This window comes from Actinomycetospora sp. NBRC 106378 (assembly GCF_030269685.1).
Taxonomy (GTDB): domain Bacteria; phylum Actinomycetota; class Actinomycetes; order Mycobacteriales; family Pseudonocardiaceae; genus Actinomycetospora.
Genome location: NZ_BSTT01000016.1, coordinates 96,148 through 117,207, shown reverse-complemented (window position 1 = coordinate 117,207; position 21,060 = coordinate 96,148). Strand labels below are relative to the sequence as shown.

The 21,060-nt window shown below is 74.5% G+C and carries 22 protein-coding genes; 7 read left to right on the top strand and 15 right to left on the bottom strand.

Translation table 11 applies throughout. The annotated features are described in order from the left end of the window. Entirely contained in the window at positions 1–1,101 is a 1,101-nt protein-coding gene (locus tag QSK00_RS26120; protein WP_285595682.1) for an LLM class flavin-dependent oxidoreductase, read from the top strand. Here QSK00_RS26120 and QSK00_RS26115 read toward each other — a convergent pair. Next, on the bottom strand, positions 1,089–1,832 hold the full coding sequence (locus tag QSK00_RS26115) for an SDR family NAD(P)-dependent oxidoreductase (RefSeq protein ID WP_285595680.1): 744 nt from the start codon (positions 1,830–1,832) through the stop codon (positions 1,089–1,091). The genes QSK00_RS26120 and QSK00_RS26115 overlap by 13 nt on opposite strands. Positions 1,833–1,850: 18 nt before the next feature. Between QSK00_RS26115 and QSK00_RS26110 the strand changes: the two genes are divergently transcribed. Continuing rightward, entirely contained in the window at positions 1,851–2,996 is a 1,146-nt protein-coding gene (locus tag QSK00_RS26110; protein ID WP_285595678.1) for a CaiB/BaiF CoA transferase family protein, read from the top strand. A 7-nt stretch (positions 2,997–3,003) separates the two neighbouring features. Here the strand turns inward: QSK00_RS26110 and QSK00_RS26105 are convergent, their stop codons facing one another. The 4 genes from QSK00_RS26105 to QSK00_RS26090 form a co-directional block, all read right to left on the bottom strand. Beyond that, positions 3,004–4,605: a class I adenylate-forming enzyme family protein gene (locus QSK00_RS26105; RefSeq protein WP_285595676.1), complete on the bottom strand. Its 1,602-nt coding sequence runs from the start codon at positions 4,603–4,605 to the stop codon at positions 3,004–3,006. 10 nt (positions 4,606–4,615) lie between these two features. Beyond that, entirely contained in the window at positions 4,616–5,815 is a 1,200-nt protein-coding gene (locus QSK00_RS26100; protein ID WP_285595674.1) for an acyl-CoA dehydrogenase family protein, read from the bottom strand. Beyond that, positions 5,812–6,792, bottom strand: coding sequence for an acyl-CoA dehydrogenase family protein (locus QSK00_RS26095; RefSeq protein ID WP_285595672.1), 981 nt, complete (start codon positions 6,790–6,792; stop codon positions 5,812–5,814). Before QSK00_RS26095 ends, QSK00_RS26100 begins: the two co-directional genes overlap by 4 nt. A 105-nt stretch (positions 6,793–6,897) precedes the next feature. Then, positions 6,898–7,362, bottom strand: coding sequence for a VOC family protein (locus QSK00_RS26090; protein WP_285595671.1), 465 nt, complete (start codon positions 7,360–7,362; stop codon positions 6,898–6,900). A gap of 62 nt (positions 7,363–7,424) precedes the next feature. On the opposite strand from QSK00_RS26090, the gene QSK00_RS26085 reads away from it, so the two are divergent. From QSK00_RS26085 to QSK00_RS26070, 4 genes are all read left to right on the top strand, one after another. Continuing rightward, on the top strand, positions 7,425–8,468 hold the full coding sequence (locus QSK00_RS26085) for a helix-turn-helix transcriptional regulator (RefSeq protein WP_285595669.1): 1,044 nt from the start codon (positions 7,425–7,427) through the stop codon (positions 8,466–8,468). Between the two features lie 62 nt (positions 8,469–8,530). Beyond that, on the top strand, positions 8,531–9,121 hold the full coding sequence (locus tag QSK00_RS26080) for a TetR/AcrR family transcriptional regulator (RefSeq protein ID WP_285595667.1): 591 nt from the start codon (positions 8,531–8,533) through the stop codon (positions 9,119–9,121). A gap of 100 nt (positions 9,122–9,221) precedes the next feature. Then, positions 9,222–9,956: an SDR family NAD(P)-dependent oxidoreductase gene (locus QSK00_RS26075; RefSeq protein WP_285595665.1), complete on the top strand. Its 735-nt coding sequence runs from the start codon at positions 9,222–9,224 to the stop codon at positions 9,954–9,956. Between the two features lie 349 nt (positions 9,957–10,305). Further along, entirely contained in the window at positions 10,306–10,461 is a 156-nt protein-coding gene (locus QSK00_RS26070) for a hypothetical protein (protein WP_285595663.1), read from the top strand. Positions 10,462–10,573: 112 nt separating this feature from the next. Here the strand turns inward: QSK00_RS26070 and QSK00_RS26065 are convergent, their stop codons facing one another. Next, positions 10,574–11,020 (bottom strand): winged helix-turn-helix transcriptional regulator, encoded by a 447-nt coding sequence (locus QSK00_RS26065; protein WP_285595661.1) that lies wholly within the window; start codon positions 11,018–11,020, stop codon positions 10,574–10,576. Positions 11,021–11,102: 82 nt separating this feature from the next. Here QSK00_RS26065 and QSK00_RS26060 point away from each other — a divergent pair, with 82 nt between their 5' ends. Beyond that, complete coding sequence (locus QSK00_RS26060; protein WP_285595659.1) at positions 11,103–11,516, top strand: tautomerase family protein; 414 nt, start codon at positions 11,103–11,105, stop codon at positions 11,514–11,516. A gap of 57 nt (positions 11,517–11,573) precedes the next feature. On the opposite strand, the gene QSK00_RS26055 is transcribed toward QSK00_RS26060, so the two are convergent. The 9 genes from QSK00_RS26055 to QSK00_RS26015 all read right to left on the bottom strand — a co-directional run bounded on the left by QSK00_RS26055 (position 11,574) and on the right by QSK00_RS26015 (position 21,021). Continuing rightward, positions 11,574–12,452 (bottom strand): ABC transporter substrate-binding protein, encoded by an 879-nt coding sequence (locus QSK00_RS26055; protein ID WP_285595657.1) that lies wholly within the window; start codon positions 12,450–12,452, stop codon positions 11,574–11,576. 31 nt (positions 12,453–12,483) lie between these two features. Next, positions 12,484–13,230 (bottom strand): SDR family NAD(P)-dependent oxidoreductase, encoded by a 747-nt coding sequence (locus QSK00_RS26050; RefSeq protein ID WP_285595655.1) that lies wholly within the window; start codon positions 13,228–13,230, stop codon positions 12,484–12,486. Between the two features lie 200 nt (positions 13,231–13,430). After that, entirely contained in the window at positions 13,431–15,989 is a 2,559-nt protein-coding gene (locus QSK00_RS26045) for an HAD-IC family P-type ATPase (protein ID WP_285595653.1), read from the bottom strand. Continuing rightward, complete coding sequence (locus QSK00_RS26040) at positions 15,986–16,414, bottom strand: hypothetical protein (protein WP_285595651.1); 429 nt, start codon at positions 16,412–16,414, stop codon at positions 15,986–15,988. Before QSK00_RS26040 ends, QSK00_RS26045 begins: the two co-directional genes overlap by 4 nt. Then, positions 16,411–16,890, bottom strand: a complete 480-nt coding sequence (locus QSK00_RS26035) for an FMN-binding protein (RefSeq protein WP_285595649.1) — start codon at positions 16,888–16,890, stop codon at positions 16,411–16,413. The genes QSK00_RS26040 and QSK00_RS26035 overlap by 4 nt, the downstream gene beginning before the upstream one ends. Continuing rightward, positions 16,884–18,275 carry a ferredoxin reductase family protein gene (locus QSK00_RS26030; protein ID WP_285595647.1) on the bottom strand — a complete coding sequence of 464 codons (1,392 nt, stop codon included), beginning with the start codon at positions 18,273–18,275 and terminating at the stop codon, positions 16,884–16,886. Before QSK00_RS26030 ends, QSK00_RS26035 begins: the two co-directional genes overlap by 7 nt. Continuing rightward, complete coding sequence (locus tag QSK00_RS26025) at positions 18,272–18,820, bottom strand: hypothetical protein (RefSeq protein ID WP_285595646.1); 549 nt, start codon at positions 18,818–18,820, stop codon at positions 18,272–18,274. The genes QSK00_RS26030 and QSK00_RS26025 overlap by 4 nt, the downstream gene beginning before the upstream one ends. A 45-nt stretch (positions 18,821–18,865) precedes the next feature. Further along, the gene (locus QSK00_RS26020) at positions 18,866–20,317 is read right to left on the bottom strand and encodes a sensor histidine kinase (protein ID WP_285595644.1); all 1,452 of its coding nucleotides are present in this window, start codon (positions 20,315–20,317) and stop codon (positions 18,866–18,868) included. Continuing rightward, positions 20,314–21,021: a response regulator transcription factor gene (locus QSK00_RS26015; RefSeq protein ID WP_285595642.1), complete on the bottom strand. Its 708-nt coding sequence runs from the start codon at positions 21,019–21,021 to the stop codon at positions 20,314–20,316. The genes QSK00_RS26020 and QSK00_RS26015 overlap by 4 nt, the downstream gene beginning before the upstream one ends. Positions 21,022–21,060: the final 39 nt, after the last annotated feature.

Genomic DNA, 21,060 nt, shown 5'->3' with positions numbered 1-21,060 from the left:
ATGCACGTCGGGATGGGGCTGTTCTTCCAGGGGCTCGAGCCGGGCCGCGACGACCACGACGTCGTCCGCGGCGGGCTCGCGCTCGCCGACCAGGCCGAGCCGCGCGGGTTCGACTCGATCTGGACCGCCGAGCACCACTTCACGCGCTATCACATGATGCCGAACCCGGCCCAGCTCCTGACCTACCTGGCCGGGCGCACGCGGACGGTCCGGCTCGGGACGATGGTCATGGTGCTGCCGTGGCACGACCCGGTGCGCGTCGCCGAGGAGATCGCCTGGCTCGACTCGGTGTCCGGCGGCCGGGTGCTGCTCGGTCTCGGCCGCGGGCTCGGCGCGATCGAGTTCGACGACTTCCGGCTGGAGATGGGGGAGTCCCGGCAGCGGTTCGTCGAGTACGCGACCGCGATCTCGGCGGCCTTCGAGTCCGGGGCGATCGAGCACGACGGCGAGCTCTACCGCCAGCCGCGCGCGGAGCTCCACCCGCCGGCGTTCACCACGTTCCGCGGGCGCACCTACGCCTCGGCGGTGTCGCCCGAGTCGGCGCGGATCATGGCCGGTCTGGGGTATGGCCTGATGCTGATCGCGCAGAAGCCGTGGGAGGTCACGGTCCGCGAGACCGCCGAGTACCGCGAGCTCTACCGCGGGATCCACGGCGAGGATCCGCCCGCTCCGGTGCTCGTCAACTTCACGACCGTCGACCCGGACCCGGTCCGGGCGCAGGAGCTGCACGACGAGTACGCCCTGGCGTACGCGCGCTCGACCATCGAGCACTACGGGTTCACCGACCCGCGCCTGGAGACCGTGCCGGGCTACGAGTACTACGCGGGGTTGCGCCGCAACATCACCAAGCACGGGTTGCCCGCGTTCAACCGCTTCCTGGCCGACCTGCAGATGGGCGGGACGCCCGAGGAGCTGGTCGAGCAGACCGTGGAGCGGGTCCGTGCCCTCGACGCGGGAGGCGTGGTCAACCTGTTCGCCTTCGGCGGCATGCCCCAGCACGTCGCGCAGCGGGCGATGGACGTCTACGCCGAGCAGGTGCTGCCGCGCCTCGCCGCGACCGACGTGTTCCGCGACGTGGGGCTCGCCGTTCAGAGTGCGTAGCCGCCGTCGACGTTGATCGTCTGACCGGTGATCCACCCGGCGCGGGCGGAGACGAGGAACCGCACCACCTCGGCGACGTCGTCCACCGACCCGAAGCGGCGCAGGGCGAGGTTCGCGCGGGCCGTGGCGAGCAGCTCGTCGGTGTAGTCGCCGCGCGCCACCAGCTCCTTCCACATGCCCTCGCCCTCGAGCAGCCCGACGCCCACGCAGTTCGCACGCACGCCGTAGCGGCCCTCCTCGGCGGCGATCCCGCGGACGGTGGCGGCCACCGACGCCTTGGGCGCCGAGGAGAGCATGTCCTTCTTCGAGTACCGCTCCACCGCGGGCGTCACCAGGGCGACCATCGACCCCCGCGTCCCGCGCAGCACCTCGATGGCCGGGTGCAGCAGGTGGTAGGCCGCGACGGTGTCGCCCAGGATCTGCTCCCGGTACTGCTCGGGCGAGACCGCGGAGATGTAGCGCATCGGGATGTGCGGCCCCGCCGCGTAGACCACGGCCCCGAACGGCGTGGACCCGACCACGGAGGCCGTCGCGGCCGCGTCGGTCAGGTCGACCTGCACGACGACGGCCCGCCGCCCTGCTGCCTCCACCTCGCCGGCGGCGACCGCCGCGGCCTGCGCGCCGTGCCGGTAGGTGAGGACGACGTCCCAGCCGTCCGCGGCGAGCGCCCGGCACACGGCCCGACCGATGCCGCCCGATCCGCCCGCCACCAGTGCCCAGGGTCCGCTCACGCCGTTATTCTAATCTGCATGAGAAACTCGGGCCCGCTCGACGGCGTGACGGTGATCGAGCTGGCCGGGATCGGTCCGGGTCCGTTCGCGGCGATGCTGCTCGCCGACCTCGGGGCCGACGTGATCCGCGTCGACCGCCCGACCGGAGCCGGCCTCGCCCCGGCCCCGCCCACGGCCGACGTCCTGAACCGCGGGAAGCGGTCGGTCGTGCTCGACCTGAAGCGCCCCGAGGCCATCGAGGCACTGCTCGCGCTCACCGCGACCGCGGACGTGCTCATCGAGGGCAACCGGCCCGGCGTCACCGAGCGCCTGGGGGTCGGCCCCGACGACGTGTGGGCCCGCAACCCACGGCTGGTCTACGGGCGCATGACCGGGTGGGGCCAGGACGGGCCCTGGGCCCACACCGCCGGCCACGACATCGGCTACCTCGCCCTCACCGGCGCGCTGCACGCGATCGGACCCGCGGACGGCCCGCCGGTCCCGCCCCTCAACCTGGTCGGCGACTTCGGCGGCGGCTCCACCTACCTCGTGATCGGCATCCTCGCCGCGCTCACCGAGGCGGCACGCACCGGGCGCGGGCAGGTGGTCGACGCCGCGATCCTCGACGGCGCCTCGCACCTGCTCGCCGCGATCCACGCCATGCTCGGCTCCGGCCGCTGGACCGACCGTCGAGGCGCGAACATGCTCGACGGCGGCACGCCCTACTACGCGGTCTACACGACGGCGGACGGCGGTCACATGGCCGTCGGGGCGCTCGAACCGAAGTTCTACGCCGAGTTCCTCCGTCTCCTGGGCGTCGACGAGGACCCGGACCGCCAGCACGACCGGGAGCACTGGCCGGAACTCCGCGCCACGATCGCCGCGGCCTTCGCCGGCCGCACCCGCGACGAGTGGGCCGCCGTCTTCGCCGGCACCGACGCCTGCGTCGCCCCCGTCCTCGGGCTGACCGAGGCCGCCGCGCACCCGCAGGTGGCGGCCCGCGGCAGCGTGGTCGAGCACGAGGGGCGCCTCCAGCCCGGCCCTGCGCCACGGTTCTCGGGCCACCCGGTCGCCGGGCCCGCTCCGTCCCCGGCGCCGGGGGCGCACTCCCGGGAGGTGCTCGCCGCGGCAGGGGTCGACGTCGACGCGCTGCTCGGGTCGGGGGCGGCGGTCCAGTCGGCCTGACGCCGGGTCAGGCGAGCTCGCGCAGCTCCCCGCCGGCGGCCGCGTCGGCCAGGCGGAACTTCTGCACCTTCTGGGTCGGGGTCAGCGGGAACGCGTCGACCACGAACCAGCGGCTCGGCGTCTTGTGCGGGGAGAGCCGCTCGCGGCAGTGCGCGACGAGCTCGTCGCGCAGTCCGGGCCCGGCGTCGCCGCGCACCTGCACGACGGCGGCGACGATCTCCCCGGCCTCGTCGTCGGGGAGTCCGACGACCGCGGCTCCGGCCACCGCGGCGTGGGCGACGAGCGCGTTCTCGATCTCCGGCGGGGCGATGTTCTCGCCCTTGCGGATGATCAGCTCCTTGAGCCGGCCGGTGAGGCGGAGGTGGCCGCGGTCGTCGAGCGCGCCGAGGTCGCCGGTGTGCAGCCAGCCGTCGGCGTCGATCGCCGCCGCCGTGGCGTCCGGGTCGTGGAGGTAGCAGAGCATCTGCTGGTAGCCGCGGGCGCAGATCTCGCCCGGTTCGCCGAGCGGCACGACCTCCCCGTCGACGGGGTCGACGACCTTCACCTCGACGTGCGGCAGCGGACGGCCGACGGTCGTGAGCTGGTCGTCGCGGGAGTCGTCCGGCCGGGTGGCGGTGAGGACCGGCGCGAGCTCGGTCTGTCCGAACAGGTTGATCACCGACGCGCCGAAGACGTCCTCGGCGGCCTGGATCATCGTGGGGGAGACGGTCGCGGCGCCGCCCATCACGGTGCGCAGCCGCGGTGCCGGACGCTCGGCGCTGCGTTGGGCCTCGAGGAGCGCCCCGAGCACGGCCGGCACGTAGAACAGCACCGACGCCTCCTCGCGGCGCAGGAGTTCGAGCACCGGGTCCGGGGCGAACTGCTCGACGAGCACCTCGGTGCCGCCCAGACACAGCGGGCCGAGGGTGCCGATCACGCACGAGGCGGTGTGGAACATCGGCAGCGGGTTCACGCACACCGCGCCGGGGGCGGCCGCGGTCACCTCCATCGTCAGCTGCGCGACGTTGACCAGCGAGCGGTGGCGCAGCAGCACGCCCTTCGGGCTGCCGGTGGTGCCCGAGGTGTACTGCAGCATGACCGGCGCGGACGGGTCGGTCGGCTCGGCGGCGATCACCGCCTCGTCGGCGACGTCGGCGCGCCACCGGGCGGTGTCGGCCAGGCTGATCGCGGTCACGTCGGCGAGCTTCCCCGCGACGGCCGCCATGTCGTGGTCGCGGCTGCGGTCGGCGTGCAGCAGCACCGTGGCGCGCGAGTGCCCGATCGCGTACTCCAGTTCGGGCAGTCGCAGCACGGGGTTCAGCGCGACCAGGACGACGCCCGCGAGCGCGGCCCCGTACTCGATGACCGGCCACTCGACGACGTTCGGCGCCCACAGCGCGACCGGCTGCCCGGGCCCGACGAGCCGCGCCAGCGCGGTCGCGACCCGGCGGGCCTCGTCGAGCAGTGCGGCGTAGGTCAGCCGGACCGCGGCGCCGTCTCCGTGCCGGGTGCCGATGAGCGCGAGCCGGTCGGGATGCTCGGCCGCGCGCCGGACCAGCAGCGCGCCGACCGTGTCCTCCCACAGGGGCGGGGTCGGGTCGGCCGGGCGGTAGGAGGTCGTGAGGGTCATCATCGGCTCCTCAACCGCGGCGCAGCTCGCGGAACGGGACGTCACGGTCGGCCTGTGGTTCGCGGGGGAGCCCGAGCACCCGCTCCCCGAGCACGGTGCGCTGGATCTGCTCGGTGCCGCCCGCGATCGAGAGCGACGGCGCGTAGAGCTCGCCGTAGGCCCACAGCCCGCCGTCGGGATCGGCCGGGTCCCAGGCGACGGCGTCGGGCCCCGCGACCTCCAGGGCGAGGGCCGACACCTGCGTGGCCAGCCGTCCGGCGGCGAGCTTGCCGATCGAGGCGAGCGCCCCGGGGTCGCGCCCGACCCGGACCTCGCCCGCGATCCGGCGGGCGAAGAGCTCCGCCTGCTGCTGCGCGACGTAGGCGTCGGCCACGGCCTTCCGGACGACGGGATCGGTCGTCCGGCCGGTCCGGTTCGCCAGGGCGACGACGGCGTCGAGGGTGACCGGGGAGCCGATCGGGTTGTCGGCGAGCGCCACCCGCTCGTTCATCAGCATCAGCGTGGCGGCGCGCCAGCCCTCGTCGACGGCGCCGACGACGTCGTCGGGCCCGACCCGGACGTCGTCGAGGAACACCTCGTTGAACTCGGCGTCCCCGGTGGCCTGCCGCAGCGGGCGGACGGTGACGCCGGGTGCGGTCATGTCGAGCACGAACATCGTGATGCCGCGGTGTTTGGCCTTCCCGGGGTCGGTGCGGGCGAGGAGCAGGGCGCGGTCGCTGTGGTGGGCGTAGGTCGTCCAGACCTTCTGGCCGCGGATCCGCCAGCCCCCGTCGTCGTCGGGAACGGCCGTCGTCGTGAGCCCGGCGAGGTCGGAGCCGGCGCCCGGCTCGGAGAACAGCTGGCACCAGACCTCGTCGGCACGCAGCAGTGGCGGCAGGTACCGGGATCGCTGGTCGGCGGTACCGAGGGCGAGCAGGACCGGCCCGCACATGCCGAGGCCGATCGTGAAGACCGCGGAGAACGTCTCGAAGCCGGCGCTCTCCTCCGCGAAGGCCTGCCGGTACTCGGGCCCGAGGCCGAGCCCACCCACCTCGACCGGCCAGGTGATCCCCGCGAGTCCGGCGTCGGCGAGCGCGCGCTGGTGCACGCGGGCGGCGGCGACGTGGTCGGCGGGCCGACGGGACCGGCTCGGGGCCGCGCCCGCCGGGCAGCCGTGGTGCGCGAGGAAATCGGCGACGCGGCGACGGAAGTCCGCGAGGGTCTCCGTCACGACGCGAGTCCGGCGTACGCGGCGAGCCGGTCGGCGTCGTCGCCCGGGGTGAACAGGACCGCGGACGCGCGGGCGCGGCGGAAGTAGAGGTGGGCGTCGTGCTCCCAGGTGTAGCCGATCCCGCCGTGCACCCGGATCCCGTCGGAGCTGATGCGGGTGAACGCGCGGGAGCAGGCGGCCCGGGCCGTGCGGGACGCGGCGTCGAGCACGGGCGCCGACGTGCCGGTGTCGGCGGCGAGCGCGACCGCGTGCTGCTGGGCGGAACGGGCGAGTTCGAGGTCGACGAGCATGTCGGCCAGCAGGTGCTTCACCGCCTGGAACGACCCGACGGGGCGGCCGAACTGCACCCGCTGCGAGGCGTACGCGGTGGACGTCTCGAGCACGCGCTCCGCCCCGCCGATCTGCTCGCAGGCCAGGAGCGTGGCGGCGAGCGCGGCGACCCGGTGCGCGGGCACGTCGATCTCCCGTCGGGGCGCTCCCCGCAGATCGAGGTGGGCCTGCCCGCGGGTGAGGTCCATCGTCGTGAGCGCTGTCCGGGGGACGCCGCCGAGCTCGACGACCTCGACGGACGCGCCGGTCACGTCGACGAGGACGAGCACGTCCGCGACGTCGCCGTCGGGGACGTGGCGCCCGTCGGGGGAGAAGGAGACCGTCGCCAGCCGCTCGCCACGGGCGATCGCCCCGACGTCCTCGCCGGCGGCCGCGAGCGCGAGCCCGGCCACGGCCGTCGTCAGGAAGGGGGAGGGGAGGTTCGCCCGTCCGACCTCCTCGGCGACGACGGCGAGCTCGACGACGCCGAACCCCGCACCGCCCTGTACCTCGGGGATCGCGAGGCCGGCCACGCCGAGCTCGTCGCACATCCGACGCCAGAGGGTCACGTCGTGACCGGTGTTCTCGCGTGCGCGGGAGCGGTCGGTGCGCACCAGCCCGCGCACCGAGGCGCGCAGCTGGTCGTGCTCGTCGGTGTAGGGCGTCACGTCCACCTCCTCGGCGAAGTTGAACGTAACTTAGAAACGACGGGTCGAGAAGGGTGCCCGACGTCGGCTCGAGCTGTGCGCCGGCGAATGACGGCGCGGGTGGTGTCAGCCGGGGAGCACCTGCGGTTGCCGGTGGCGCTGGAGGTCCAGTCCCTGCTCGGTGACCGGGGTGTAGAGGTTGATCAGGGAGCCGTCGGGGTCGCGGAGCAGCACCGACCGGTTCCCCCACGGCATCAGCGTCGGGGGCTGCACGACCTGCAGCGCGTCGCCGAGCTCGGCGCGCAGCTGCTGGAAGAGGAGGTCGACGTCGTCGACCAGGAACTCGGTGATCGCGCTGTCGTTGGCGGCGGCCCGCGGCGGGGTCCCCCCGACGAAGGCCACCCGGTCGACGTGGCTGACCGCGAAGGTGGCCGACGGCGTGACCATCTCGGCGAAGTCGTCGGTCAGCCAGCGGGCGGTGACGCCGGTGACGGCCTCGTAGAAGCGGACGAGACCGCCGACGTCCTCGGTGAGGAGGCGGACGGAGGCGAGCTGGACGGTGGTGGTGCGGACGGTGTCGTGGTCGGTCACGGCGAGCACGCTAGGCCGGATACCGGTCAGAACTCGCCCGGGAGAAGTGCGATCATCGCGGCATGGTGAGACCGGCCGGTCGGGTCCTGGCGCTGCTCGAACTCCTCCAGGCCGGCGGCACCCACACCGTCGCCGAGGTCGCCCGCCGGCTCGCCGTCGACGAGCGGACCGCGCGCCGGTACGTGGAGCACCTGCGCGAGCTCGACGTCCCGGTGGAGACGGTGCGCGGACGCTACGGCGGCTACCGGCTCAGTCGGCACTCCCGGCTGCCCCCGCTCATGCTCACCGACGAGGAGGCGCTGGCCGTCGCGTGGGCCCTGCTGGCCGACCGACGCGACGGGGTCGGCCCGACCTCGGCCCTCGCCGTGCGGAGCGCCTCGGCGAAGGTGCGGCGGGTCCTGCCGACGGGACTCGCGCGGCGCATCGACGCGGTCCTCGACACCGTCAGCTTCACCGCGGTGTCGGCGCGCGACGGGCAGGAGGAGCAGGGTGGGTCGGCGAGTGGGGCCGTGCTGCTCGCCCTGGCGGAGGCCGCCCGCGACCAGCGCCCGGTCAGCTTCGGGTACACCGCGCGGCGCGCGGCACCGACGCAGCGCCGCGTCGAGCCGTACGGCATCGTCGCGCACCGGGGTCGGCTCTACCTCAGCGGCTTCGACACCACCCGGCAGGCGGTCCGCACCTTCCGCCTCGACCGCATCGACGCGGTGCGGACGCTCGAGGGCAGGGTCTCGGTGCCGCGTGGTACCGATCCCGTCCAGCACGTCCTCGGTCCCTTCGCCCCGGCGCCGCAGCTCCACGAGGTCGCGCTGCGCGTGCACGCCGAGCCGGCTCACGTGCGGTGGTGGCTGCCGGAGACGATGGCGTCGGCGACGCCCGTCGACGCGGTCGGCAGGACGGGGTGGCTGCGGGTGTTCCTCCGGGCCGACCGCCTCGAGTGGGTGGTGGGCACCCTGGTCGCGATGGACCGTCCCTTCGTGGTCGAGAGCCCCGAGGCGCTGCGCGACCTCACGGCCTCTCTCGCGGGCCGGACGGCCAAGGTCGCCGTCGCCGAGGACGACGACGCCGCGATCCTCGCGTGGTCGGGCGGTCGGGAGGCGCCTCGCTGACGCCGGGCAGCAGCCGCCACCAGGTCGTGGACCGGTCGGTCCAGAACGGGTAGCGTCGGCCCGTGCCTCGGCCACGTCAGTTCGACGAGGAGCGCGTCCTGTCGTCCGTGCAGGCCGCGTTCTGGGACAACGGGTACGCCGGGACCTCGCTGGAGGATCTCCTGGCGGCCAGCGGCCTGGGCAAGGGGAGCCTGTACGGGGCCTTCGGGGACAAGAAGAGCCTGTTCCTGCGGGTGCTGCGCGACTACGACGAGGCCAACGACCGGATGCTGCGGGCTCGCCTCGAGCAGGCCGACCGCGCCGTGGAGGTGATCCGCGGCTTCGTCCTCGGCCCGTCGGACGACCCCGACGGGGTCCAGGCCCGGCGGGGCTGTCTGCTCGCCAACACCGCGGCCGAGCTGTCGACGAGCGTCCCGGAGGCCGCTGCCGAGGCCCGGCGCAGCTACGGGGCGACGACGGCGCTGCTCGCGGACGCGATCCGGCTGGCGCAGCGCGAGGGCGACGTCGCCGCCCACGTCGACCCCGACGTGGGCGCCCACGCGGTGCTCGCGGGCCAGCTCGGCCTGCTGGTCCTCGGGCGGATCGGGCAGGACCCGACCGCCCTGTCCACGACGGCGGAGGCCCTGCTCCGGGGACTGCTCCCTCCTCCGTGAGCCGGTCGGGGACCTGTGCCGCGTCGCACTGCCGGAATTCTTGACCGGACGGTCCACATCGGATGATATGGACCGACCAGTCAAGAACGAAGGGGTGGCCATGACGGTCCTCGAGGGCAAGGTCGCGGTGGTGACCGGCGGGAACGCGGGCATCGGACGGGCGATCGCGCGGGCCTACCGCGCGGAGGGCGCCCGGGTGTTCGTCGCGGGTCGTCGTCAGGAGCAGCTCGACGAGGTCGAGGCCGAGCTCGGCCCCGGGGTGACCGGGGTCCGGTGCGACGTGGCCCGGCTCGAGGACCTCGACGCGCTCTACGCGACGGTCTCCGAGCAGGCGGGGCGGATCGACGTGCTGGTCGCCAACGCGGGGATCGGGATCGTGGCGCCGTTGGGGGAGATCACCGAGGAGCAGTTCGACGCGATGTTCACCGTGAACGTCAAGGGCTCGCTGTTCACCGTGCAGAAGGCGCTGCCGTTGCTCTCGCCCGGGGCGTCGATCATCCTCACGGGCTCGACGGCGGCCTCGCGTCCCGAGCCGTTCCTGCCCGTGTACGGGGCGACCAAGGCCGCCGTCCGCAATCTCGTGCGCGGATTCGCCCACGGTGCCGGGCAGCGCCGCTACCGCATCAACATGCTCTCGCCCGGCGCGACCCGCACCCAGGGCCTGATCGACCTCGTCCCCGCGGACGACCTGGCGGCGAGCGAGGCGTCGATCCCGCTCGGACGGCTCGCCGAACCCCCGGAGATCGCGGCCGCGGCGGTGTTCCTCGCCTCGGACGCGTCCAGCTACGTCAACGGCGCCGAGCTCGCCGTCGACGGCGGTTACGCCCAGGTCTGAGAATCGGATCGCGGAATCGCCCGGTCCGCGTCGTGCGGGGTCCGGAACCGGAGGACATGGTGGCCCCGGCAGCCGCCGTGTCTCCTGTCAACGTTTTCGGCGCACTCGTCGTACGGACGCAGAGCAGGTCGGTCCGCGGTCGTCGCGCTCGAGGGTCGTGGGAATCGTCGCGGGAATCGGCGGCCTGGATCGTCGCGATGCCCGGGGTACGGCCGGGATGGCGCCCCCGGCGCCGTTCCGTCCCGACCGGGAGACGGCGGGCCAGGGGTTCCGAGCGGCCGCGTCCATCTCGTGGACCGGTCGCGGCGGCGGTATCTTCACGATCCCCGCGACACGAAGGAGCGTCCCGATGGTTCTCGGTCTGGCCCTGCGAGCACTCGGTCCCGTCCTGCGAGGCACGGCGCTCATCCTCGCCCCGGTGGCGGCGGTCCTGGCCTGGGGTGCGGTCGAGAACGGCCTCGACCGGAAGAACGCGCCCCGTGAGGTCGGCGCGGGAGTCCACTGACCCGTCCATGACGGGGGCTGCCTCGTCGTCGTCCCTCCCGACCACGACGTGACCCGCACCTGACCGCCGTCCCGGACGGCCCGCGCGTGCCGGCGCCGCCGGGCGACGGCGACTACCAGGCGGTGGGCGCCACCTCGGCGGTCATCTCCCGCCATGCGATCTGCTCCCCGCAGTGGGTGCAGGTCGTGCGCGGCTCGGCGCGGTGCCCGCACCCGCGGTGGACGAGGCGCACCGGGGGAACGTCGTTCTCGTAGGTGTCGCCCCAGTTCATCAACGCCACCAGGACGGGGTAGAGGTCGGCGCCCTTGGGCGTGAGTCGGTACTCGTGGCGCACCGGCCGGTCCTGGTAGGGCACCCGCTCGAGCACCCCCTCGGCCGTGAGCACCCGGAGGCGGTCGTTGAGCACGTTGGCGCCGAGGCCGAGCTTGGTGCGGAAGTGCTCGTAGCGCCGCTCGCCGCGGAAGCACTCCCGCAGGATCATCATCGTCCAGCGCTCACCGATGACCGACCACGTGCGCGCCACCGAGCAGTAGACGTCACCCAGTTCGTCGTGTCGCACCCGCGCAGGCTAGGGCCCTTTTCGAGTCCCTGCACCTTGCGGGGTCGACGAGCTCCGTCCTACGGTCGGACTCAGATCGCCTGTGACCGACGAGCGGGAGGCCGACGTGCCCTTCTACCAGTTCACCGTGCCGACCGGTGACCCGACGCTGCAGCACAGGGCCGAGGTCGCGGCCGCCGTGACGAAGGTGCACTCCGAGGTGACCGGCGCCCCGAGCGCCTACGTGCACTGCTCCTTCGTCGAGGTCCCGCCGGGGAGCATCTTCGTGGCGGGGGAGGAGGTCACCGGGCCCCGGATGGTCGGGATCATCCGCGACGGCCGGTCCGCGGCCGTCCGCGGTCAGCTGCTGCACGGGATCGCCGACGCCTGGTCGGAGATCACCGGCGTCGCGAAGAAGGACATGGCCGTCTTCCTCCAGGAGGTGCCCGGCGCCAACGTCCTCGAGGACGGCGTGATCCTGCCCGAGTCCTCGCAGGACCAGGGCGCGATCGCCTGACGCACGACGAGGCGCCGGACGTGCTCCAGGAGAGCTGACGTCGGGCGCGAGCGCCGGTCAGCGTGGGACGAGGTCGGTGCGGTAGATGTCGGCGGCGCTCGGGACGTGGGTGACGCCGAGTTCGGCGGCGACGGCGGCGAGGCCCTCGTCGGCCAGGGCGAGGTCGACCTGCCCGTCGGTGGTGAACCAGGGCGCGACGAAGCGGGCGTGGTAGCGGCGGACCTCGTCGGGGGTGGCGCGGCCCAGGAACCGCTGGAGGTAGGCCAGGGTGGTGTCCGGGTCGTCGGCGAGCAGGGCCAGGGCCCGCCGTTGGGCCCGGACGGCGGCGGTGACCGCGGGGTCGTCGAGGGGGATGGCGGCGGGGTCGACGGCGAGTCCGACGGTGGGGACGGCCAGGTGGTCGCCGACCCAGGCGAGTTCGTGGAACCCTTCCTCGGCGGCGACCTGGGCGGGGTCGAGGGTGCTGCCGAGGTAGGCGGCGTCGACCTCGCCGGTGCGCAGGCGCCGGAGGTCCATGGCGTAGTCCCCGGGTGGGCGGACCACGCACTCGACGTCGCGGTCGGGGTCGAGGCCGTGGCGGCGCAGGACGATGCGGGCGAAGCATCCCGGCGCGGTGTGCGGGGCGTGGACCAGCAGCCGTCGCCCTCGCAGCTCCTCCATCGCGCGGACCTGCGGGCCGCCGACGAACCAGAACAGGGGTCGGTGGGTGCTCACCGACAGGGCGGTCCATTCGACGCCGTCGGTGAGCCGGGCGAACACCGAACGCCCCAGGCCGATGGTGGCGCCGCGGCGCAGGCGCTGGTCGTCCCAGCTCACCCCGTCGCGGAGCGCGAGGTGCACGCCCTCCTGCTCTGCGAAGCCTTCCTGGTCGGCGACGTGGGCGACGAGTTCCTCGTGCAGGCCGTGGCCGACATAGGTGAGGTCGAGAGTGTGCACGGTGCTCCTGGTCTCGGGGGGGGGGTCCTGGTCACGGCATGATCGAGCCGCCGTTGACCGGCGCCCAGCTGCCGGTGGTGAACGCGGCGTCATCGCCGGCGAAGTGGGCGACGGTGCGGGCGACGTCCTCGGGGCGGGCGAGCCGACGCATCGGGGTCGCGGCCGCGAGCTGGGTCCTGAGTTCGTCGGGGAGCCCGTCGCCCACCGCGGTGTCCTCGACGGTGGAGGGGGCGACGACGTTGGCGGTGATGCCGTCGGGGGCCACCTCGGCGGCGACGTAGCGCACGAAGGAGTCCAGGGCGGCCTTGGCGACGCCGAGGGCGATCATGCCGTCGCGGGGGCGCCGGGACAGCCCGGTCGAGAGATAGACCAGCCGTCCGTGGCCGCGGTCGGTCATCCCGGGCAGCACGGCCTTGGTGAGCAGGTAGGCCGCGTGCATCTCCTGGTCGAGTTTCGCCGAGAGCTGCTCCCAGTCCAGGTCGGCGAACGAGGTGACGGGAAACGGGGCCATGGCGTTGTGCACCAGCACGTCGAGTCGCCCCCAGTGGCCGACCGCTGTGTCGACGAGCCGGTTCACGTCGCCCGGGTCGGTCACGTCGGCCTGCACCACCAGGGCGTCCCCGCCGGCCGCCCGCACGTCGTGGGCGACGGCTTCGGCCGCGGTCGCACTGTCCCGGTGGTTGACCACCACCCGGAAACCGCGGATCCCGAGTTCGCGCGCCGTCGCCGCTCCGATCCCTCGGCTGGCCCCGGTGATCAGACACACCCGCTCGCCCACGAACGCTCTCCCCGCTGTCGGTCCCGATGAGCGGTGATCCCCGACCCGGCCGCGGCCCAACCTGCCCGTCGATCACAGCTCCTGATCCCGTCCCGATGCCGCCCAGCTCGGGATCGCGCTGGAGAGCCGGGACCTGATCGGACAGGTCGAGGGCATCCTCCTCATGGAGCGCTTCGTCGTGAGCGACGACGCCTCGTCCATCATCCGGCAGCGGGCGCACCGCCGCTCCCGTGGTGGGTCCTGGTGCCGGCGCGCTCACCGCTCGGCGGCGTCAGGCCGATCGCCCGCTCGAGCAGGCGGTAGCGCAGGGCGACGGTGAGCACCACGAACCATCCGACCAGCGCGATCCCGCCGGCGTAGAGCACCGGCGGATCGGGCGCGGTCAGGCCGAAGTACGAGCGGGTCGCCGGCACCACGAGCACCACGGCGAAGGCCACGAACAGGGCGAGGGCGAGCCAGGTCGGGCGCCGGTCGTCGGACACCGGCCGCCACGCCGTGAAGATTCGATGCGGCGGCTCCAGGAGCAGGATCAGCACGATCGCCGTCGTCGAGACGAACACCGACAGCCCGCTCTGCGCGCCGAGCGTGGCCGAGGACGTGACGAAGTCCGGGGCGGTACGGGCGAGCCCGGTGTACCGCTCCCACATCTCGACCCCGGGGTCCCCGCCGCCCGACAGCCCGTCCGAGACGAGGCGGTACAGGGAGGCGTAGACGGCGGTGGCGAACCCCGCGGTCAGGATGCCGACCGGCAGCACGAACCGGGCGAGGGAGACCAGGAGGTCCTCGGCCGGGGGCGCCGGGCGGGCCCACATCGTGAGGAAGAACGTCGGCAGCCCGACCGTGAACAGCGTGAGCCCGACCTGGGTCGGCGTGTACGGGAAGCCCAGCCCGAGCAGCGTCACCGTGAGGATCACCAGCATCTGCGTCACGACGCGGGCGAGGAACAGGTACATCGACGATCCGACCCCGGCGACGATCCGACGACCCTCGGTCCGGGCGGGCGGCAGGGTGGCGAAGGAGTCGCCGAGCAGCACGATGTCGGCGACGTCGCGGGTCACGGCGCTGCCCGAGCGCATCGCGACGCCGACGTGGGCCCGTTTGAGCGCGCGGGCGTCGTTGACGCCGTCGCCGACCATCGCCACGTGGTGGCCGCGGCGGCGCAGTGCCGCGACGATGTGCTCCTTCTGCTCCGGCGCGATCCGTCCGAACACGGTGGTCGCGTCGACGGCCTCGTCGACGGCGTCGGCCGGCAGGGCCGCCAGCTCGGCTCCGTACAGCGCGGCCCCGACCAGCCCTGCACGTCGGGCCAGGGCGGCCACGGTGACGGGGTCGTCCCCGGAGATCACCTTGACCGCGACACCCTCCGCGGCCAGGCCCGCGAGGGTGTCCGCCACCCCGGGCCGCAGCTCGTCGCCCAGCACCACGAGGGCCTCGGCGCGCAGCCTGGGCAGTGACGGACGCCCGTCGCCGTCCCGCAACGGTCCCGACGACGAGGCGAGCACCAGCACCCGGAACCCGCGCTCGGCCCGGGCCCGGGACTCCCGCGCGACCAGGTCGACGGTCACCGTGTCGTCGGCGAGCCGCTCGAGCACCACCGAGGGCGCGCCGAGGACCAGCGTGCGGCGCGCGGACCGCTCGGGAGCGGCGGCGCGCGGCAGCTCGAGACCGCTCCAGCGCCGCGCGGAGCGGAACTCGACCTCGTCATCGGGAACCACCTGCCGTCCGGGGAGGTCGACGAGGGCCGCCGTCGTCGCGTTGGTGCTGCGCCCCGAGCGGGCCAGGGTGCCGAGGAGCTCGCGCACCGGGGAGTCGCTGATCTCCACGACCTCGACGAGCCCGAGGTCCCCGCTGGTCAGGGTGCCGGTCTTGTCGGTGCAGACGACGTCGACGCGGCTGATGGCCTCCACCGCGTTGGTCTGCTGCACCAGGGCGCCCTGCCCCGCGATGCGGGCACCGCCCACGGAGTAGGCGACCGCGATGAGGAAGAACAGCCCGTAGGGCACGAGCCCGGAGAGCACCGCGGAAGTCTGGACGAAGCGCAGCACCGTCGAGCCGTCGAGCAGGGCCTGGGCGAGGATCGCGCCGCTCATCAGCAGCACGAGCAGGATGACCAGCCGGACGACGAGGTCGATGCGCCACTGCAGCGGCGTGACGTCGGTGGTGTCGGCCCGCGCGGCGAGGGTCAGCCGACCGGCGTGGCTCGCGGCGCCGACCGCCTCCGCCCGTTGCCGCCCCTCGCCCGAGGCGATCACGCTCCCGGAGAGCAGCGTCGCGCCCACCGGCTTCGGCACCGGGTCGGACTCACCGGTCAGGAGCGACTCGTCGGCCTCGACGGCCCCCTCGACCACCGGTCCGTCCACCACCACCTGGTTGCCCCCGCGCACCCGGAGCAGGTCGCCCTCCACGACGTCGGCCGGGGACACCTCGGTCTCCACCCCGTCGCGCAGCACCGTGACCGGCTCCCGGGCGAGCAGCTGCAGCCGGTCGAGCGCCCGCCGGGCCCGGAGTTCCTGCACCGCCGCGAGGGCGGCGTTGATGATGCCGAGCCCCACGCTGACCAGGGCGTCCGAGTACCGGCCGAGCGCCAGGAGCGCGATGCCGATGACGAACAGGATGTTGTTGTAGAAGGAGAAGACGGTGGTGCGCAGGATCGTGGCGGTGGTCCGGCTCGAGCCGCGGACCGGCGTGTTCGCCCGGCCCTCGCGTGCCCGCCGTGCGGCCTCGGCGGCGGTGAGACCCGCCGTCGTCACGGTGGTCATGCCGTGGATCGTCCCAGAGCCGCCGAGAACGGCTCGGCGGTGCCGTCCGCCCACACGACGAGACCGGTCCGCCCGACCCGTCGTCGCAACCAGGTGAGGGCGTCGGGCCCGAGGGCGTAGGCGGCGGTGGCGTCGACGTCGGCGTCGGTGAGGGAGGCGGCCAGGACGGTGACACCGGCGATGCCGGCGGGCGCCGCGCCGGTGCGGGCGTCGCCGAGGGCGAGCTCGCCGAGGTTGATGCGGCGGACGACGGAGTCGGCCCGGTAGGTGCTGAACACCTGGTCGGCATCGCGGAGGGAGGCGAGGACGGCCGCCCACGCCGTGTCGGCGGCCGGTCCGTCGGCCTGCCGGCCGCGCAGGGCGAGGCTGATCGGCAGGCCCATCACGTGCTCCACCCGGCGGGTGACCGGCGGCGCGACGGTCATGCGAGGCCCGCCTGGTCGAGGGCGCTCTGGAGGGACGTCACGTAGCCCTCGGAGGTGTAGGTCGCCCCGCTCACCATGTCGATCCGGGTGCTCTGGGCCTGCAGCGTCTCGCTGACCAACGTCGGGACCGCGTCCGCGTTGATCTCCCGGTCGCGGCCGTTGCCGTCGGGCTCCTCCACGACGTCGACGGCGGTGATCTTCCCGCTCGCCACGGTGACGCGGACCTGGACCGGGCCCCAGCGGGTGTCGGCGGCGGTGCCGGTCACGGTGCCGGTGTAGGTGCTCGTCGAGGTCCTCGAGGGGGTGGCGGCCGTGGTCGTGGTGCCGGTCGCCGGGGCGACGGTCTCGGCGGCGGTGGAGGACGAGGTGGAGGTCTTGTAGGAGAAGAGCAGGGCGACCGTGCTGATCGTGGTCAGGCCCCACAGGGCGATCCGGCGGGCGCCGCGGTCGAAGCGCAGGGGAGGCACGCTCACCATCCGAAGGTCTCGGTGTGGACGCGGTCGCCGGGGACGCCGGCTGCGCGGAGGGTTGCGACGACGAGCCGGGTCCAGGGCTCGGGTCCGCAGACGTAGGTCTCGCGCTCGGCGATGTCGGGGACGCGGGCGCGCAGCGCGGCGAGGTCGTCGACCGGGCCGACGCCCGCTCCGAGCCACGAGTCGTGCGCCCGGCGGGGGCCGGGCAGCGGAATCAGGCCGAAGCCGCGTTCGGCGGCCAGGACGGCGAACTCGCGGGCGAAGACGGCGCTGCCGGTGAAGCGGTGCAGGACGACGACGTCGCCGGTGAGTTCCTCGGCGAGCGCGCGCACCGGGGTGATCCCGACCCCGGCGCCGATCAGGGCCACCTTCGTCGCGGTGCGGGCCCGGTCGGTCAGGCGGCCGTAGGGGCCCTCGACCAGCGCCCGGGTGCCGGGGTGCAGGCCGGCGACCTGTCCGCTGCCGTCGCCGAGGTTCTTGACGGTGATCCGCAGGCTGCGGCCGTCGGGGGCCGCGGAGAGGGAGTAGGGGTGCGCCCGGGTCCAGCCGGCGCCGGAGAGGAAGCGCCAGGTGAGGAACTGCCCGGCGCGCACCTGCAGGTCCTCGAGGTGGCGTCCGGCGAGGTGGACCGAGGAGCAGCCGTCGCCCTCGTCGACGACGGAGGTGACCACGAGGCGGTGGCGCAGGCTGCGTCGCAGCGGCAGGCCGACCCGGTAGACCAGGACCGCGGCCGCGGTGAGCGCCCACAGCGTCCACCAGAACACGGTGCGGGCGGGGGAGGCGCCGAGGTCCTGGCCGGTCCAGAGCTGGTGGGGGAGGGCGAGTCCGACGCCGAGGTAGGCGTAGAGGTGCAGCAGGTGCCACGACTCGTAGCGCAGCGCGGCCCGCGCCGCCTTCACGCTGGTGAGGACCACCATGACCAGGCACACCGTCCCGGCGGCGGCGAGCAGCATGCCCGGGTAGGAGACGGTGAGGTTCCACAGTTCACCCGGGGTCGCGATCAGGTCCCCGGCCGCGTAGCCCCAGGTGACCAGCCCGATGTGGGCGAGCATGCCGGTGAACGAGGTGAACCCGACGAGCCGGTGGGTCGTCGCGAGCCGGTCCTGCCCGAACGCCCGCTCCAGCAGCGGCACGCGGGCCATGAGCAGGACCTGCACCAGCAGCAGCACCGAGGCCAGCAGCCCGGTGAGCCGGCCCAGCGAGGTGAGCCCGGAGGCCCACCCGCCGAGGTCGGTGACCCCACCGCCGGTGGCCCACCAGAACGTGACCAGCACCAGCGCCGCGCACAGGGCGGCCTCGGCCGCGGTCCGGACGCGCCGGTCCACGACGGCGGGGGCGCTGACCCGGCGGGTCGCGTGTCGCCCCGGCCGGGCGGCGACGGCGGTCATGCGCCCGTGACGCCGGCGGCGCCGGGTGGCACCGCGCCGGGCTGCGTCGGAGCGGCGGGCTGACCGGGGACCGCGGGCTGAGCGGGGACCGCGGGCTGACCGGGCTGACCGGGCACGGCCGGCGCCCCGGGCCGGACCTGTCGGTCGCCGTGCCGACCGGGCTCCCCGTCGGCGCGGTCGCCGTCCGGACCCCGTCGGCGCTCGCCGTGGCCGTCCCGGTCGCGGTCACCGTGCCGGTCGCCGGCGATGCCCGGGCGGCCACCGCCGGAGTCGCCGACGGCGTAGCCGGTCGCGAACCCGCCACCCGCGAGCACGAGCGCCGCGACGACGGCCGCGACGATCAGGCCGGCCCGGCCCGGCCGCCGGCGGGGACGGGCGGGAGCGGGAGCCGGGTCCACCGCGGTGGGGGTCCCGGCCCGGGTGTCGGTCTCGGCGGTCGTCGCCGACCCGTCGTCGGGACCCTCGGGCCCGGGCTCCCGACGCGATCCGCCGGCGACGGTCGGCTCGTCGGCGGGGCGCTCCTGCCCGGGGCGGTCGTCGGCCACCGGTGCCACCTCTCGTGGGACGTCGATCGCCCCACGATGGGTCGATCAGGTGCCACCCACGGTCGTGTCCTGCGGTGAAGCGCCGACGTGGCCCGCTTCGGAGTCGGGTAAGAGCCGCTCCGGCGCGACCGTGAAGCCGACCTGGGCCCCGCCGCCGGCAGGGGCGGTCACGAACGCCGTCCCGCCGTGCCGCTCCGCCACGTCGCGCACGATCGCGAGGCCGAGCCCGGAGCCGGGCAGCCCGCGGGCCGCGGGGGCGCGGTAGAAGCGGTCGAAGACGCGCTCGACGTCGCCGACGTCGATGCCCGGCCCGTGGTCGCGGACCGTCACGCCCCCGGCCCGGACCCGGAGCTCGAGCGCCTGCCCGGAGGCGTCGAACTTGGCGGCGTTCTCCAGGAGGTTCCCGACCGCCCGCTCCAGCGCGGCCGGGAAACCGCGCACCACCGACCCGTCCGAGGTCACCGTGACGTCCCGGCCGGTACGCCGGCCGACGCGCGCCGTCGCCCGCCGCACCACCGCGTCGAGATCCACCGTCTCCTCGGGGTCCTCGGTGTCGCCGCCGGAGAGCGCGAGGGCGACCAGCTCGTCGACCAGGTGGGAGAGCTCGCGGGTCTCGCCCTGGACGTCGGCGAGCAGCCGTTCCCGCGCCTCGGGGGAGAGCTCGGCGAACCGCCGCAGCACGCTCGTGTTGGTCCGCAGGCTGGTCAACGGGGTGCGCAGCTCGTGGGCGGCGTCCTGCACGAGCCGGTCCTGCGCCTCCCGCGACGCCGCGAGTCGGCCGACCATCGTGGTGAAGGAGGCGGAGAGCCGTCCGACCTCGTCGCGGCCCTCGACCGGCATCTCCGCCGACGTGCCGCCGCGGGCCGTCACCTGCTCGGCGAGCCCGGTCAGCCGTTCGAGCCGTCGGGTGATGCGCCGCGCCAGGAGCCAGCCCGCCCCGGCCGCGACCACCAGCACGCCGAGGCTCACCAGCGCGATCTCGTTCGCCATGCCGCGCAGCACGCGGTGGCTGAGGTCGACGTCCATCGCCACCTGCCAGGCACCCCGACCGCCGCCCTCGGAGGTGGTGAGCACGCGGTAGGTGTCGTCCCCGACGGTGGTCTCGACGGTGTTGGTGACCCCCGGGACCGACGTGGCCGCGAGGGCGCGGGCGGTGTCCGTCACGGGGATCGCGACGTCGCGCCCGCCGAGGAAGGTCGCCGTGCCGTCCGGCGCGATGCGGCGCCCGACGAGCTCCTGCAACCGGCCGTGGTCGTCCCCCCGACCGGGCCCGCGTCCCGGGCCCGGACGAGGGTCGTCGTCCGAGGGCGGCGGCGCGATCGGGGCGAGGACGCCGGTCTGCCCGTCGGCGACCGCCGTGGTGGCCGCGCCGAGGGTCGTGTCGGTCGCCTGGGTGATCCGCTCGGCCGCCGCGTGGTAGCTCAGCACCCCGACCAGACCGGCCACCACGACGCTGACCAGGGCGAACGCCAGCGCGAACCGCGTCCGCAGACTCACGGCCGACGCACCGTGTAGCCGACCCCGCGCACGGTGTGGATCAGAGCGGGAGCCCCGACCGCGCTGAGCTTGCGACGCAGGTAGCCGACGTACACCGCGAGGTTCTTGGAGTCCGCCCCGAAGTCGTAGCCCCAGATGCGTTCGTAGACCGTCGTGTGGTCGAGCACGATGCCCTCGTTGCGCACGAGCAGCTCCAGCAGGTCGAACTCGGTCTTGGACAGGGCCAGCTCCGCGTCGGCCCACCAGGCTCGGCGCGCCGCGGGATCGACGTGCAGCGCACCGACCTTCAGCGACCCGCGGTCGTCGATCTCACCGGTCGTCAGGAAGGCGGCCCGGCGCAGCAGGGCGCGCAGGCGTGCCAGCAGCTCGTCGAGCTCGAAGGGCTTGGGCAGGTAGTCGTCGGCGCCCGCGTCGAGCCCGGCCACCCGGTCGGCGGTCTCCTGGCGCGCGGTCAGCATCAGGACGGGGGTGCGGTCGCCCTCGGCGCGCAGTACGCGGCACACCGCGAGGCCGTCGACGCCCGGCATCATGACGTCGAGGACGAGGGCGTCGAAGGTCTCGTGGCGGACCCGGGTCAGCGACTCGACCCCGTCGACCACGGGCACCACGTCGTAGCCCTCGAGCTCGAGGGCGCGGGCGAGGGACTCGCGGATGGCCCGATCGTCGTCGGCGACCAGCACACGCTGCGGCACGTCGCCCAGCATGCCTCGCGTGGACGCCGGGGAGCCGACGCGCCCCGTCTC